The 15026-nt window shown below is 66.1% G+C and carries 10 protein-coding genes; 6 read left to right on the forward strand and 4 right to left on the reverse strand.

Features of this window, described 5'->3' with window-relative positions; translation table 11 throughout:
- Window positions 1-270: 270 nt before the first annotated feature.
- The 3 genes from BLU62_RS17635 to rplJ form a co-directional block, all read right to left on the reverse strand.
- The gene (locus BLU62_RS17635; RefSeq protein ID WP_074852979.1) at window positions 271-1263 is read right to left on the reverse strand and encodes a hypothetical protein; all 993 of its coding nucleotides are present in this window, start codon (window positions 1261-1263) and stop codon (window positions 271-273) included.
- A 201-nt stretch (window positions 1264-1464) separates the two neighbouring features.
- Window positions 1465-1854, reverse strand: a complete 390-nt coding sequence (gene rplL / locus BLU62_RS17640; RefSeq protein WP_074851102.1) for a 50S ribosomal protein L7/L12 — start codon at window positions 1852-1854, stop codon at window positions 1465-1467.
- Between the two features lie 80 nt (window positions 1855-1934).
- Window positions 1935-2459: a 50S ribosomal protein L10 gene (rplJ, locus tag BLU62_RS17645; RefSeq protein WP_006865201.1), complete on the reverse strand. Its 525-nt coding sequence runs from the start codon at window positions 2457-2459 to the stop codon at window positions 1935-1937.
- Between the two features lie 273 nt (window positions 2460-2732).
- On the opposite strand from rplJ, the gene BLU62_RS17650 reads away from it, so the two are divergent.
- The 3 genes from BLU62_RS17650 to BLU62_RS17660 all read left to right on the forward strand — a co-directional run bounded on the left by BLU62_RS17650 (window position 2733) and on the right by BLU62_RS17660 (window position 7357).
- On the forward strand, window positions 2733-3920 hold the full coding sequence (locus tag BLU62_RS17650) for a glycoside hydrolase family 76 protein (RefSeq protein ID WP_074852980.1): 1188 nt from the start codon (window positions 2733-2735) through the stop codon (window positions 3918-3920).
- Between the two features lie 223 nt (window positions 3921-4143).
- Window positions 4144-6162, forward strand: a complete 2019-nt coding sequence (locus tag BLU62_RS17655; RefSeq protein WP_074851103.1) for a CocE/NonD family hydrolase — start codon at window positions 4144-4146, stop codon at window positions 6160-6162.
- An 88-nt stretch (window positions 6163-6250) separates the two neighbouring features.
- Entirely contained in the window at window positions 6251-7357 is a 1107-nt protein-coding gene (locus BLU62_RS17660) for a transporter substrate-binding protein (RefSeq protein WP_074852981.1), read from the forward strand.
- On the opposite strand, the gene BLU62_RS17665 is transcribed toward BLU62_RS17660, so the two are convergent.
- Window positions 7322-8833, reverse strand: a complete 1512-nt coding sequence (locus tag BLU62_RS17665; protein WP_074851104.1) for a helix-turn-helix domain-containing protein — start codon at window positions 8831-8833, stop codon at window positions 7322-7324. The genes BLU62_RS17660 and BLU62_RS17665 overlap by 36 nt on opposite strands.
- 307 nt (window positions 8834-9140) lie before the next feature.
- Here BLU62_RS17665 and BLU62_RS17670 point away from each other — a divergent pair, with 307 nt between their 5' ends.
- The 3 genes from BLU62_RS17670 to BLU62_RS17680 all read left to right on the forward strand — a co-directional run bounded on the left by BLU62_RS17670 (window position 9141) and on the right by BLU62_RS17680 (window position 14993).
- On the forward strand, window positions 9141-11192 hold the full coding sequence (locus BLU62_RS17670; protein ID WP_074851105.1) for a hydantoinase/oxoprolinase family protein: 2052 nt from the start codon (window positions 9141-9143) through the stop codon (window positions 11190-11192).
- Window positions 11193-11226: 34 nt separating this feature from the next.
- Window positions 11227-13239, forward strand: a complete 2013-nt coding sequence (locus BLU62_RS17675) for a hydantoinase B/oxoprolinase family protein (protein WP_074851107.1) — start codon at window positions 11227-11229, stop codon at window positions 13237-13239.
- A 131-nt stretch (window positions 13240-13370) separates the two neighbouring features.
- On the forward strand, window positions 13371-14993 hold the full coding sequence (locus tag BLU62_RS17680) for a purine-cytosine permease family protein (protein WP_074852982.1): 1623 nt from the start codon (window positions 13371-13373) through the stop codon (window positions 14991-14993).
- Window positions 14994-15026 lie beyond the last annotated feature (33 nt).

Consider the following 15026-nt stretch of genomic DNA (forward strand, 5'->3'; position numbering starts at 1 on the left):
CGGAGTCACTCAGCGCTTGCGCCCGCGAAAGCTACCAGCCGGTAACTCTCGCTGCGTCGATGACATTAGCCGATGGAACGAAGTGAGGGAAGTCGGACATCAGCGGCGGATGTGATGCCGGACGCAGAGTCCCAGGTCACTCGGGAAGTGTCCGTTTCGGCGATGCGACATCGATCGAACTCGTGCGGCCGAAGCGGCGTCGCACGCGACTTCAATCCGGATCAACGGTGTCCAGCGGTCGGTCAGAACCATCCTCAGGAGTACGGTCGATCAGGCTGCGAGCAGTCCGGCCGTCACGAGCCACGGCCGAATGGTCTCGACCAACTGTCCGCGTTCCAGGGTGGCCCAGGTCCACCGGATCACCACGATTCCCTGCGCGCGAAGTGCGTCCTCTCGCTGCTTCTCGCGAATCAACGCGGCTGCGGCAGTCTCCCCCGGCCGCAACAGCCGGCCGTACTTCTGCAGACCGTCGAACTCTCCGATGAGGCGTCCGTCCCAGTCGAAGTCTGTCCTCGCCTCGCCACCCGGGATCTTGAAGGTGTGCTGGAGCCTGGGCGACGGAAGCCCGGCCACAATCATCTGTGCGCGGCTCCAGGATTCTCCGACGCTTTCAGATCTGGCGTCCGCGAATGTCAGAGCGCGCCGTGCCGTGCCCACGTTCGGCCAGCCGGACCGGTCGTCGAGCAGACCTTTCATCACGGAGACATCTGCCTCCTTGGCGAGTGCCCGGTCGAACACCACAAGCGCCTGATCGAAGCTGCCCGCCATCGCCACGTCGACGGCCGTGCGCTCGAGGCGGGTCACCGCCACCCCGCCGACCGACACGATCTCGTTCGGCGTCAGGGGGCCGTTGTGGACGTGGCGGTGGCCACGTACGAACCCGCCACCTCGTGACGGTTTGGTGAGATGGACTCGATCGCGGTCCGGGTGCAGTGTTTCCAGACCGAGAACCACTGCCGCCGACTCGTGACTCAAGGTGGCAGTGCCCCGGTCACGAGCAGAGGTCGCCACCGCGATGGAACGGTGACGATATAGATGATCGGCACCGCAAGGACCCTCGAAATCCGGGCTCGCGGCCACCCAGACGCCCGGAGCGAGCCGAAGAAGTCGGCCGCGCCTCAGAGCTCCGGCCACGGTGTCGTCGCCGATGCCCACGCGCAGCGTCGCCTCGCGACGGATGAGGCCATGTCTATCAGTGGGGAATCGCTCGACGGGAAACTCGGTCACGAGCTTTGGACGCAGGAGCGTCGAGTTCGGTTTCATCGACGTCCCACCGCGGCCCGTCGGCCCCACACCGACGATCCGGATTGAAGTCGCACGCGACATCACCCCGGCGAGACGACCTCGACCGAACGCGCACGACCGGATCGAGTTCGCACGCGACATCAATCCGGGTCCACCCAAACAGCAACAAGCCCGGGACAGCATCGCTGTCCCGGGCTCGTGAGTCGCGTAAGAAGAGTCTTACTTGACGGAGACCTTGGCGCCGGCCTCTTCGAGCTTGGCCTTGGCAGCCTCGGCGGCGTCCTTGTCGACCTTCTCCAGCAGAGCCTTCGGAGCGCTCTCGACGAGGTCCTTGGCTTCCTTCAGGCCCAGGCCCGAGACGACCTCGCGGACGACCTTGATGACCTGGATCTTCTTGTCGCCGGCGCTCTCGAGCACGACGTCGAACTCGTCCTGCTCGGCAGCAGCCTCAGCGCCACCGGCAGCCGGGGCACCGGCAGCGGCGACGGCGACCGGAGCGGCCGCGGTGACCTCGAAGACCTCTTCGAACTTCTTCACGAAATCGCTGAGCTCCAGCAGGGTCAGTTCCTTGAACTGATCGATGAGCTCGTCAGCGGTGAGCTTCGCCATGGTGGCGTCCTTCCTGTAAGTCCCCGTACGGGGTTGGTGTGCATCCCCGTACGGTTCGGGGATCGGCTTGGTGCGGCGAGTTATTCGCCGGCTTCGTTCTTCTTCTCCTGCAGGGCCGCTGCGAGACGCGCGACCTGCGATGCCGGCTGGTTGAACAGACCGGCTGCCTTAGCCAAGTTGCCCTTCATGGCACCGGCGAGCTTGGCCAGCAAGACCTCACGGGTCTCAAGGTCGGCGATCTGCTCGATCTCGGCAACGGACAGCGCGCGGCCGTCCATGTACCCGCCCTTGATGACCAGAGCCTTGTTGTCCTTGGCGAAAGTCTTGATCGCCTTCGCGGCCACAACCGGCTCACCTTCGATGAAGGCGATGGCGGTCGGACCGGTGAACAGCTCGTCGAGCCCTTCCACGCCCGCATCAGCTGCGGCACGCTTCACCAGGGTGTTCTTGGCGACGGAGTAGGTTGCACCCTCACCGAGGGAACGTCGCAGCTGGGAGATCTGGGTGACAGTCAGACCACGGTATTCCGTGACCACTGCAGCCGTGGAGCCCTTGAACTGCTCTGCGATCTCCGCCACAGCGGCGACCTTTTCGGACTTGGCCATACTTCGCCTCCTCTCCTCGTCACTTGAGTTGGTCGGGTTCAACTGAGCGACGGGCCGCGGAGGCGATCGAGGGCCGAAATGACAAACGCCCCGGCACACAGGCACGGGGCGTGGAGGCTCACACTGACGTGTGGGACTGCATTCCTCGTTCATCCTGCGTGGGCCGGCGACTTCGTCGCGCCTTCGTTCGGGAGTTCCCGACGACCAACGGTCTCTGGTTGAACCGATACGACACACGGTTGTGCATCACATCGACGACTAGGCTACGTGGTCGTGGGGGAACAATCCAAATCGACCGACGTGCACGACCCCAACGAGCGCGCGCAGGCCGCCATGGACGCCATCGCGGCGCGGCACCTGCAGCGTGCCTTCGGGTTACCTGCGACGCGCACGGCGGCCGTCGCCTGGCCGATCGGATTCGTCCAGGCACACCTCGGATCCTGGCATTACTGGTGGCATGCGCACCTCGTAGACCTGCTCGTCGACGCCGCGATCCATCGCCCCGAAGGGTCCGGCCACGGCGACCGCTCCTTCGACCCCGATGTCGCCGACGACGCCAACCGGGTCTTACGCGGGATCAAGGTCCGCAACCTCGGGCGGTGGACCAACAACTACTACGACGACATGGCGTGGCTGGGCCTGGCGATCGAACGCGCCGACCGCCACCTCGACCTCCACCACGCGCGAGGTCTGCAGGTCCTGGCGCAGCGGATGCTCGACGCCTGGGTCCCGGAGGACGGCGGCGGCATCCCGTGGCGCACCGCCGACCAGTTCTTCAACGCCCCCGCGAACGGTCCGGCCGCGATCCTCCTCGCCCGCACCGGCCACGTCGAACGTGCCGTCGCGATGTGCGACTGGATGGACGCCAACCTCATCGACCCGAAGACGCACCTCGTCATCGACGGATTGAAAAAGCAGCCCGACGGTTCGCTGAAGGCCGAGACCGGGACCTACACCTACTGCCAGGGCGTCGTTCTCGGCGCCGAGCTCGAGGCCTTCCGCGCGACCGGTTCGCCGCGCCATCTGGAACGTCTCGCCCGGCTCCTGAGCGCCGTCGAGAAGCATTCCTGCACCGACGGGGTGATCAACGGCGGGGGTGGCGGTGACGGCGGCCTGTTCCACGGGGTGCTCGCGCGCTATCTCGCGCTCATCGCGACCGATCTCCCGACTGTCGACGGATCGGATGAACTCCGCGTCCGAGCAGCCCGGATGGTCACGACGAGCGCCGACGCCGCGTGGACGAATCGCACCGAGACCCGGGGGCGCGTCGTGTTCGGCAGCGACTGGCGCCGCCCGGCCGTCGTCCCCACCGCGTCGGGCAGGAAAGCCCAGTTCGTGGCGGGTGCGGTGATGCCGTCGGAGGTCCCCGAACGCGACCTGTCGGTGCAGTTGTCGGCCTGGATGGTCCTGGAGGCCGCCGCCGCGATCGACCTGTCGCTACCGGAACGTGACCGCTCCTAGACCTGCGATGGCCAAACCGACGCCACCTGGTTAGCCATCCGATATCCGGTCTGAGTTATTCTTCAGCGAACGCGTGGAGTGACCTGGAACACACCGGATTCCGCAGTCGGCGAACCCGGCCCGGCGCCCCACGACCGACACGAAGGGGTGTCGGTGTCCACCCGACCATCTCGACCAGCAGCACACGCGGTGTGACACCTCACCCCAGGCAGGGTGATGCACCATGACGTATCAGCTGGATCCCGCGGAACGACGCGCACGGCCGGTTCCCTCGCGACGCCCCACGGAAGCTCCCCATTTCGGCACACTCCCCCTCGGCGACCCCACCGGCGGCGCGGACGGTATCCGCTGGCGTGAACAGGTCGACGGCAAGCAGTTGTACCCGCGCGTCGTCATCGACCGCGACGTCTCCATCACCATGACCGACGGTGTCGTCCTGCGGGCCACCGTGATCCGCCCGGCCAACCGGTTCGGGCAGACGGTCCTCACCCCCTACCCCGCGATCATCAACATCAACCCGTACAACCGGGCCGCCATCGATTTCGTCGACCAGGCATTGCACGCCCCGGTGCTCGGCAAGGCACTGCACACCGCGTCGGCGTCGATCGACGCGACCGGCACCGCACTCGAGGGCCTCACGACGCTCACCCAGACACTGTCCGGCGGAGTCTTCGACGTCTTCGGCATCAACCGCAACCTCGTGCGAAGCGGTTACGTCCAGGTGGTCGTCGACGTGCGCGGTACCGGTGCGAGCCACGGCAAGTGGCAGATCCTGGGTCCGCGCGAGCAGCAGGACTCGGTCGAGATCATCGACTGGGTCAGCGAGCAGGAGTGGTGCGACGGGACCGTCGGCCTGGCCGGCTGGTCGTACTCGGCGATCAACTCGCTGCAGGCCGCGGACAAGCGGCCCGCGCAGCTGAAGGCGGTCTTCGCGGTCGAGGGCTGCGACGACATCGTGCGCGACATCTACATCACCGGCGGCATGCCGTCGGCGTTCATCCCGGTCTGGCTGTCGGCGGTGAACGTGCTCAAGTGGGTTCCGAACCCCGCCAACATCATTCGCGACATCACCAGCGGCCACGCCCTGAAGTGGGCCATCGACCGGGTGAAGTCGCCCGCCACCGAGATCCCGTCGTTGCTCTGGGGTTTCCTCACCGCACGCGACCCGCGCATCTTCGACGACCCGTACTTCGACGAACGCGATCCGGTCGTCGACCGCATTGAGGCCCCCACGTTCACTGTCGGCGCCTGGCATGATCTGTTCGGCCGCAGCGCAACCGGCGTCTACGAGCGACTGGACATGGAACCCGGGCGCAAGCAGATGATCGTCGGCGACGGCTATCACCTCGACGTCGGTTCGGGGTACGGCGGCAAGTTCGCACCGCCGCGGCTCGACGTCCTCGAACGCGCCTGGTTCGACCGTTGGCTCAAAGGACACCGCAACGGGGTCGAGTTCTACGGTCCGGTCACCATGCTGCAGCAGGGCGGCGCGTGGACCGCCGGCCAGGACTTCCCGCGCCCGGGCGTCGCGCCGACGCGGCTCTACCTGACGCCGGACGCGTCGTCGACGGCCGACCACGCGGTGCACGACGGCACGCTGGGTTCGGCTCCTGCACAGGATGTCTCGTCGCTGCACATCCGACCCGACACCCGCGGCCTGCGGTCGCGCGACATGACCCAGGTGACCGCCGGGGCGACGATGATCCTCGGCGCCGACTATGCCAAGGACGCGCGCTTCCAGGAGCGCGGCGCACTGTCGTTCACCACCGCACCGGTTCTCGAGGCCACGCCGGTCAGCGGGGCGATGAACCTGCGGCTCAATGTCGCCACCACCGCACACGAGGCGATCTGGGCGGTCACCGTGAACGACGTCGCGCCCGACGGCACGTCGACCGTGCTCACCAATGGCGCACTGTCGGCGTCGAATCGCGCGCTGGACCGCAGCAAGTCCACCTATGCGACCGACGGCAGTCTGCTCTCCGCGCACCACTACCTGTCCCGCAAGCGCAAGCTGCCGGTACCCGCGGACGAGCCGGTCCGCATCGACGTCGACCTCGTCCCCACCGACGCGGTCCTGCAGCCCGGACACCGCCTGCGCGTCGACGTCTATGCGGCGAGCCTGCCGCGGTACCTCACCGTCGTGCCCGACCTGATCAAGGCACGCGGCCGTAGGCAGCGCCTGGTCCTCGACCCCGAGCACCCGAGCTATCTCACCCTGCTCGCGGGTGACGGGTTGCGCTGAGACCCACCTTCTCCCGCGAGCCGAGCAGCGCGGTAGCTGGCATAGTGACAGCCATGCACACCGATCGGGAACCGACGTGAAACTCGGCATGCTCTTCTCGCTGTCGGGCGCCCAGGCCGAGATGGAGCAGTCGATCCTCGACGGTGCGATGCTGGCGGTTGCTCAGATCAATGCGCGTGGAGGCGTTCTCGGATCCGATGTCGAGGTGGCGATCTTCGACGACCACTCCGAGGTGTCGTCGACCGCCCGAGGAGTCGAACATCTGTGTCGCGTCGAGCACGTGGACGCGATCGTAGGAGGCTACACCTCCGCGGCACGGCTCGCCTTGACTCCCGCCATCCACGAAAACGCTTCGCTGCTCATGTATCCCACCTATTTCGAGGGAGAGGAGACCGATTCCCGCATCTTCTACTGCGGTGCGGCCCCCAACCAGTACATCGCCGATTACCTGACGTGGGTCGCGGAGACGCTGGGGCGCCGGGTGTACGTGGTGGGGTCGGATTACATCTATCCCCGAGTGCTCGCCGAGGCGATCCGGAGACTGTCGGGGCAGGTCGGCATCGACATCGTCGGCGACCGGTACACGCCGCTCGGCGAGACCAGGTTCGAGTCCATCGTCGACGACATCCGTGAGCAACAGCCCTCGGTGGTGATCTGCAATCTGGTCGGAGCGGACTCGACGACGGCGTTCTACACGCAGTTCCACCTTGCCGGTTTCACGTCAGAATCCACACCGATCGCCGCGACCGTCACCACCGAACTGGACCTCGCCCACATGCCGGCGGAGGTGAGCGACGGACACTACATGGTCGCGACGTACTTCTCCGACCTCGCGTCCCCGGTCAACTCGTCGTATCGTCGTGAGCTCCTCGAAGCCCGCGGTCAGCGCTGGAGCCACTCGGCCCAGGTCGGGGCCTTCAACGCCGTCCACGCGCTCGCCCTGGCCGCCGAACAGTCGCGGTCCCTGGACGTCGACGATCTCGCACGCGCCCTCATCGGAGTTCGATTCGACTCCAACCCGGAAGGATCGCCCTTCTACTTCCGTGCGAACCACTACAGCGCACACCCGTCGTATGTCGGACGTGCCAAAGGCGGGCGCTACGAGGTCATCAACGAATTCACCGCCCGACTGCCCGATCCCTGGTGGTCGGGCAATGCACTACCGCCGGTCCCCGATCGCCTCGCCGACGCATAGCGCCAGGTAGTAGTCGGTTCGATCCGCCGTCGACGCGAGGCTTCGACCGGTGAGCTTCTCGATACGTGACAGCCGGTACCGGAGCGTGTTGATGTGGATTCCGAGTTCGTTCGCGGTCGCACCCGAGTGGCAGTCCAGTGCGAAGAACGTCGTCAGGGTCGACAGGTAGCTGGCGTCCTTACCCTGGTCGTAGGCGAGCACCGGACCGAGCACCGATTCGTGCAGGGCGTGGGCACGCTCTGGATCCCCTGCCAGCAGGGTCGCTGCGAGCGGCACCGCCAGCGTGATCGCCGATCCTCCCGGTTCCTGGGCACGAGACTGCCTCTCGGCCATCTGGCGGGCGTTGATCAGTCCCCTCATGAGGTCATCGCTGCTGCGGATGACGTATGAGCTCCCACCCATCGTGAGACCTGCGTGGCGGGCCAGGAACATTCGCTCGAACGTAACCAGCTGCGCCTCGAAGTCACTGCGGGCCAGCGGGTTCGGCTCCTTCTCCGTCCCCGTCTTGATCAAGGCGAAGACCACGGACTCACGCGCCGCGGCCACCGTCGCCATTCCACTGCACACTCCGAGATCGTGGAGCGCCTCGACAACGTCCGTCGGCGTCGCGTCACTGCGAGGGCCGACGGTCACCGCGACCGCACGCACTCGGTCGCCGGCCACATACCCGAACGACTCGACCCACGGGTCCATGGCCGCGGCGGGGATTCGAGCGTCGATCAACTCGCGCACCAGCGCGTCCTCGAGCGGTCTGCGCATCGTCCGTTGCGCCGCCAGGAGCTGTACGGCCCGGTCGGTGTCGTTGGCGAGTTTTCGGACTCGAGTCGGCTCGAGCGGCCTCCGCTGGGAATTCGAGAGAGTCAGCGCGGCACCCGAACTGGGAAGTGCGACATGCAACGCGGCCGCGGTTCCCGGGATCGCGTGCATGGGAACGGGTGCCAGGGCGAGCGTCTTCGAGACCAGGTCGAGATCGACCGAGGACGGCGACGCCGCGATGAAAGCGCCCCGCAGCACGACCGCACCGGTGATTCCGGACTTGCGGTGGAAGTCCGCGAGCACGTCGATGATCGCCGACACCTGCCCCGCGTCGCTGTCACCACCTCCGGCCGCCGATGTCTGCGGCGCGAAACAACCGAGCAGGTCGGCGAACGTACGCTCGCGCGGGAGCATGTAGATCGGGACTCCGTGCTGAACACAGGACGACACGAACTCCGCTGACAGGCGATCGTCGTCGGTGTCCACGACGATCGCCGGGACACCGCGTTCGCGGATGGCGGCTGCGAACGATTCCGGTTCGCCCACCGCCTTCCATCCCGCCCCGCCGACGCAGACGACGTCAGAGGAGGTGACTGCTGTCAACGGCACACCGCCGACCTGGATGACCCGTGAAACCCGAAGCCGTCGCGTCCGCCCTGCCGGACCAGGCGTCAGCGTCAGCAGCCCGAGACGATCGGCGACGTCACCAACCGTCGCCATCGGGCCTCCTTCGCTTGTCGTTCGTGCCCCTCGATTATCCGCGCTCGCAGCGGTTCTCACCACCCGAGCACAAACGATGTCCACGTTTCCTTTGTGTGACAGAACGTTTCCGGCCGATGTCGGACACAAGTGCGTTACCGCCATCCGCCGAGGGTTTCCGCAGGTGACGCGCAGTCGGAATCGGATCACGCGTGCGATCGTCCAGTGCGCACACCGTCTGACCTGGCTGATGAGCCAATTGTCCGGCGAGCCGGTCACGAGTTTCTTTGTAGGCGTCCCCATACCGCCGACGCACGAGGAATCTCTCATGACCGAAGCCATCAGCCGCACCGACAAGGTACGGACTGCCGTCGACATCGGTGGCACGTTCACCGACGTCTTCATCCAGCAATCGGACGGAACGATCGTCACCGCCAAGTACCCGACGCAGAACAACCCGATCGAAGGCGTTCTTGCGGGCATGGAGCAGGCCGGGGTGAGCTGGGAGGACGTCGAGTTCTTCTCGCACGGAACGACAATCGCCACGAACGCACTCATCACCCGCAGGTTCCCGAAGGTCGCACTGGTCACGACTGAAGGATTCCGCGACGTCATCGAGATCCGGCGCGGCGATCGCGAATCCTGGGATCCGTACGAGGAGGTCGCACCGCCGGTGGTGTCGCGGCGTCATCGGCTGACCGTCAAGGAGAGGATCGGTTACGACGGCACGGTTCTCGAACCGCTCGATGAGGAAGGCGCCCGTGACGTGGCCCGCATCCTGCGGCGTCGCGAGATCGAAACCGTCGCTGTGTGTTTCGTGAACTCGTTCACCAACCCGGCCCACGAGAACCGCATGGCGGAGATCCTCGCCGAGGAGCTTCCCGGGGTGTCGATCACCACGTCTAGTGACGTCCTGCCCGAGATCTTCGAGTACGAACGATTCTCCACGACGGTCGCGAACGCGGCCCTCGTCCCGATCATCGGCCCCTACGCGCGGACCCTCGAAGGGCGACTGGCGGAGGCCGGCTACGAGAACGACGTCCTGCTGCTCCATTCGGGTGGTGGCGTCATGACCCCGGCGATGGCCGAGAAGTACGGCGCGCGTCTGGCCGCCTCCGGTATCGCGGCCGGGGCGATCGCGAGCAGGCACATCGCCCGTACCTGTGGTTTCGAGAACTCGATCGGCTTCGACATGGGTGGCACGTCAACCGATGTGTCGCTGACCGACAACGGGGTGCTGGCCACCACCAACATGTGGAGCGTGGCCTTCGGCCATCCCATCTGCTTCCCCAGCATCGAGGTGCTCACAATCGGCGCCGGCGGCGGTTCGATCGCGTGGCTCGACGACGCCGGTTCACTGCGCAACGGTCCGCAGTCCGCGGGCTCCGACCCGGGCCCGGCCTGCTACGGCGGCAACGGTGAGCTCGCGACCAACACCGACGCGAACCTGATTCTCGGCACCGTCGGGAAGAAGCTGGCCGGCGGAGTCAAGGAGCTGGACGAGGCGCAGGCCCGACATGCACTGGAAAAGGTCGCCGAACCGCTCGGCTTGGACGTCGACACCGCCGCCCAGTCGATCATCAAGGTCGCCAACGCCAACATGGCCGACGCGATCCGCCTGATCTCCATTCGCAAGGGACACGATCCCCGCGACTTCGCGCTGGTCGGATTCGGCGGCGCCGGTCCCCTGCATGCCGCATACCTCGCCAAGGACCTGGGGATCCCGACGGTCATCATCCCGCCCCACCCGGGCGTCACCTCCGCCATGGGCTGCATGCTCGTCGACATCCAGCACGACATCACCCGGATGTATCTCGCCGACGCCGCCGGCGCTGATCTCGACCATCTGACAGCCACTTTCGCCGAGCTGCAGGAAGAGGGTCGGGCACGCCTGGCCGCCGAACACGTCGACCCCGAGGACATGCTCTTCGAGTACTACCTCGACATGCGGTACGAGGGTCAGTGGCGAGCAATCGCGGTGCCCGTGTCCATGCCGCTGACGAGCCTCGACGAGGTCGTCGCGACCTTCCACGCGACCCACCTCAAGGAGCACAATTTCGCGGCCGAGGACACCGGCGTCGAGATCTACCGGATCTCGTTGCGCGCCATCGGCCTCACGCCTCGGATGGACGTCACCCCCGCCGAGCTGATCGATCCCGCGACCTTCGACCCCGAGCCGCTGGAAGTGCGGCAGGTGCTGTTCCCCGACGAGGTCGCGCGACTCGCCACCCCCGTGTACGACCGTGCGACCCTGCCGCCCGGAGCGGTGCTGGCCGGCCCCTGCATCGTCGACCAGCTCGATTCCACCACCGTGGTCCCGCCGAAGACCTCTGCCCGGGTCGACGAGTGGGGCAACCTCCTCCTCACCACGACCGCGTGATCAACCACATCTGACAGACAAGGAAAAACCAGACATGGCAACAACTCTGGACCCGGTCACCTTCGAGGTGCTGAAGAACGCCTTCATCAACACCGTCGACCAGATGGCCGAACAGATCCTCCGCACCTGCTACTCGTTCGTCATCTACTCGCGCGACTTCTCCTCCGCTCTGTGCGACACGGAGGGCAACACCGTCATGCAGGGCACCGGCGACATCGCCGCGCATGTCGGCACGCTCCACTACACGGCCAAGGCCGTCATCCGGCAGTTCGAAGGGGACATCCATCCCGGCGACGTCTTCGTCATCAACGACGTCTACGAGGGCGGCAGCCACTTCAACGACACCCGGATCATCCGCCCCATCTACTACGACGGCGAGCTGCTCGGCTACGCACAGGCCAACGGCCACTGGGCGGATGTGGGCGGCGCGACCCCCGGCTCGTTCAACGTCAAGGCGCTCGACCACATGGGTGAGGGTCTGCGAATTCCTCCGACCCGCCTGTGGAGCAAAGACGAGTTCCTCGAAGACGTCGCGTACCTGATCGCGAAGAACACCCGCAACCCGCGCGACATCATCGGCGACATGCAGGCCCAGGCCGAGGCGACCCGCGTCGCCGAGCGCGAGATCCAGCGGCTGTGTGACAAATACGGCGTCGAGACCATCAAGACCGCGATGGCCGAGGTCCAGGACTACGTCGAGGATCTGACGCGAGCCAAGATCGCCGCCCTTCCCGACGGTGTCTGGTACACAGAGGATTACATCGATCAGGATCCGGCACGCGGCGAGGGGCTCATCCCGATCAAGACGCGTATGACGATCTCCGGGGACACCGTCCACTACGACCTGAGCGAGTCCCACGCCTCGATCTCGTCGATGCTCAACGCCGGATTCGGCGGCTCCTTCGCCGGCATCGTGGCCGGAACCAAGATGCAGTTCCCCGACATCCCGCTCAACTCCGGCTTCTACCGGGTGGTGACGGCCGACCTCGGACCGCTCGGCTCGGTGGTCAACGCCGACTGGCCGTCACCGTGCGCCGGTTTCTGTTCGGGACCGTTCGAGAAGATCATGAGTTCGGTCTTCGAGATCTGGTCGGACATCCAGCCCGACCGCGCGATGGCGTGCACGTTCAACCTCGAGTACCTCCTGGTGGGTGGCCGCGATCAGCGAGGCGAGGGCAACCCGAACTTCATGTGGTACGACTGGATGATGGGTGGCTGGGGCGCCCGCAACGGCGCCGACGGTTACAACGCATCCGCCGCAGTCTTCGGAGTCCAGTACGGCACACAGCCTTTCGAGGGCCAGGAACGTCTTGCCCCGGTGTTGACGTCATGCCACGACCTCGTCCCGGACTCAGGTGGCCCGGGTAAGTTCCGAGGCGGTCTCGGCGCGGAGAAGGGCGGAAAGCTCTGGGCGAGTGACAACACCGTCATGTCCTACTGCTGCGACCGGGAACGATCGGTGACCTGGGGACTCTGGGGCGGCCTCCCGTCGATCCCGCATGGCGTCTGGCTCAACAAGGGCACCGAGAACGAGCGCTACCTGGGTTCGATCTTCGCCGCGGAGCCGATCAAGTCGGGCGACAAGTTCACCCGGCCCTCGGCCGGCGGGGGTGGCCTCGGCGATCCGCTGCAGCGTGACGTCGACGCGGTGCTCGAAGACGTGATCGACGGCTACGTCACCATCGCGCGAGCCGAGAAGGACTACGGCGTCGTCATCAAGGCGATCGATCCCGAGATCTTCCTCTACGAGATAGATCTCGAGGCGACGCTTGCCGCGCGTGAGTTCATCCGCACGAACCGTCACGCGTGGATCGAGCGGGATCCCGAGACAGTGTCCGAGGAGTACCTCTCCGGCCTGATCAACGAGATGGACTGCGTTCGTCAGTTCGGCGTGATCCTCGACTGGGGTAGCGGCGAAGTACTCGAGAACACCACTGCGCAGTTCCGGAAGATGTTGCAGCGGCGCACCGTCGTCCACTGGACCGATGATCCGACCATCGAATTCGTGCCGGGCACCCTGACCGTCTCGGAGCCGGCCACCGTCTAGGTCCGGCCACACCGCAACACCGCACCAAACCCTGTCTGAGAAAACAACACCCAGCGGCGGGTGGTGGCAACGAGGCCACTCACCCGCCGCTGTTCTGTTCGTCCCCGTACCCCTTGACCAAGGAAGACAAGATGACTCTGGAGATCTCCTCCTCGACGCCGGGCGGTGTGCCCGCTCTCGAGGTGACCTACACCGACGACCCCCAGGTGCTCGCACGAGCGGCCGCCGAGGACTATTCGATGCACATCGTGCCGCCGTCGTGGCGGACATCGCGATCGTCGGTGTCGATGGCCTGGTTCGGACTGATGAGCGCCATGTTCTTCGTCGTCGTGGGCGCGACGGTTTCACTGTCGGTCGGCGCGGCCGATGCCCTGATCGGCATCGGACTCTCGGTGCTCGCGTACGGCGCGATCAACTCCGTTGCGGCCAAGTTCGCGAATCAGACCGGTACGAGCGTCTCACTGTTCTCGCGGGTCGTCTTCGGGCGCGCCGGGTCGGCATTCGCCGCAGCCCTTTTCGGTATCACGATCGCCTACTACGTGGTGGCCGAGGGCGCGATCGTCGCGTCGGCACTGCACGCGTACTTCGGCGGCCTCCCGATGGCGTTCTGGGCGTTTGTCGTCGTCGCATACCAGGCCCCGCTGGCATGGCGTGGCGTCGCGACGTGGCTCGACCGACTCAACGGGGTGCTGCTGCCCCTGTACGTCCTCGGACTCGTCGGTTCGGTCGTGTGGGCGATCGCAGAGTACGGCTACAGCAATGACTGGCTGACCTACGAACCGGAGGCCGCGGCCGATCTCGGAGTGCCCGGCTGGTGGTTCTCGTTCGTCATCTACATGGGCGTCTGGGTCGTCACGATGATGGCCTGGGACTACGCACGTTTCGGACGTCCCCAGGACGCCACCTTCAACGCCCGCGTGTCCTTCGGGACGCCGTTCTATGTCGTCACGTTGCTGATCAACGCGGCGGTCGGCATGTTCCTGGCGCAGACCATCACGATCGCCGGCCCGCTCTCGGAAGAATCGGCCATCCTCGGCGTGGTCGGGATGATGGGGATCTGGGGGCTGCTCTGGGTCGTGGTGAGCCAGACACGTGTGAACAGCGGCAACTTCTACCTGGCCTCGACCAACTTCCAGAACTTCTTCGCACGCACCGTGAAGTTCTCGATGCCCCGCACCTTCTGGGTGGGTGTGGTCGCCGTGATCGTGTACCTGATGATGCTCACCAACGTGCTGTCCTGGATCACCACGTCGCTGCAGTACCAGGGTGTGCTCATCGTCGGATGGGTCGCCATCGCACTGACACACATCGGCTGGATGCGGCTGCGCAAGATGCCTGCCGATTCGCTCGAGTTCCGGCCGGGACGTGTCCCGGCGGTGAACCCGGCGGGTGTCGGCGCATGGGCCACGTCGTCGGCCATCGGCATCGCACTCGTCCTCTTCGGTGGCGGCACGGGTGCCCTGTGGGCGCCGCCGGTCGCCTTCCTCGTGGCCGGCGCGATCTACGCGGTCGCTCTCGCCTTCCGTCGCGACGGCTGGTTCACCATGGAGCGGCCCCACGATCCGCGCACCGAGGTCGACGACATGTGGGAGGCCAGGATTCGCTGCCACCGATGCGAGGACAGCTACATCGCCTACGAAATGGATCGTGACCCGTCGGCCGACCACGCTCCGATCTGCCTGGCGTGCGCGTCCGACGACCTCGAGTTCCAGCGCGCGGCAGACCGCGAGGCCGCCGCACATCGTGTGAGCTGACGTTTCTCCCTCGACGAGCCGTTCCGGGTAGAC

This window comes from Gordonia westfalica, from assembly GCF_900105725.1.
Taxonomy (GTDB): Bacteria; Actinomycetota; Actinomycetes; order Mycobacteriales; family Mycobacteriaceae; genus Gordonia; species Gordonia westfalica.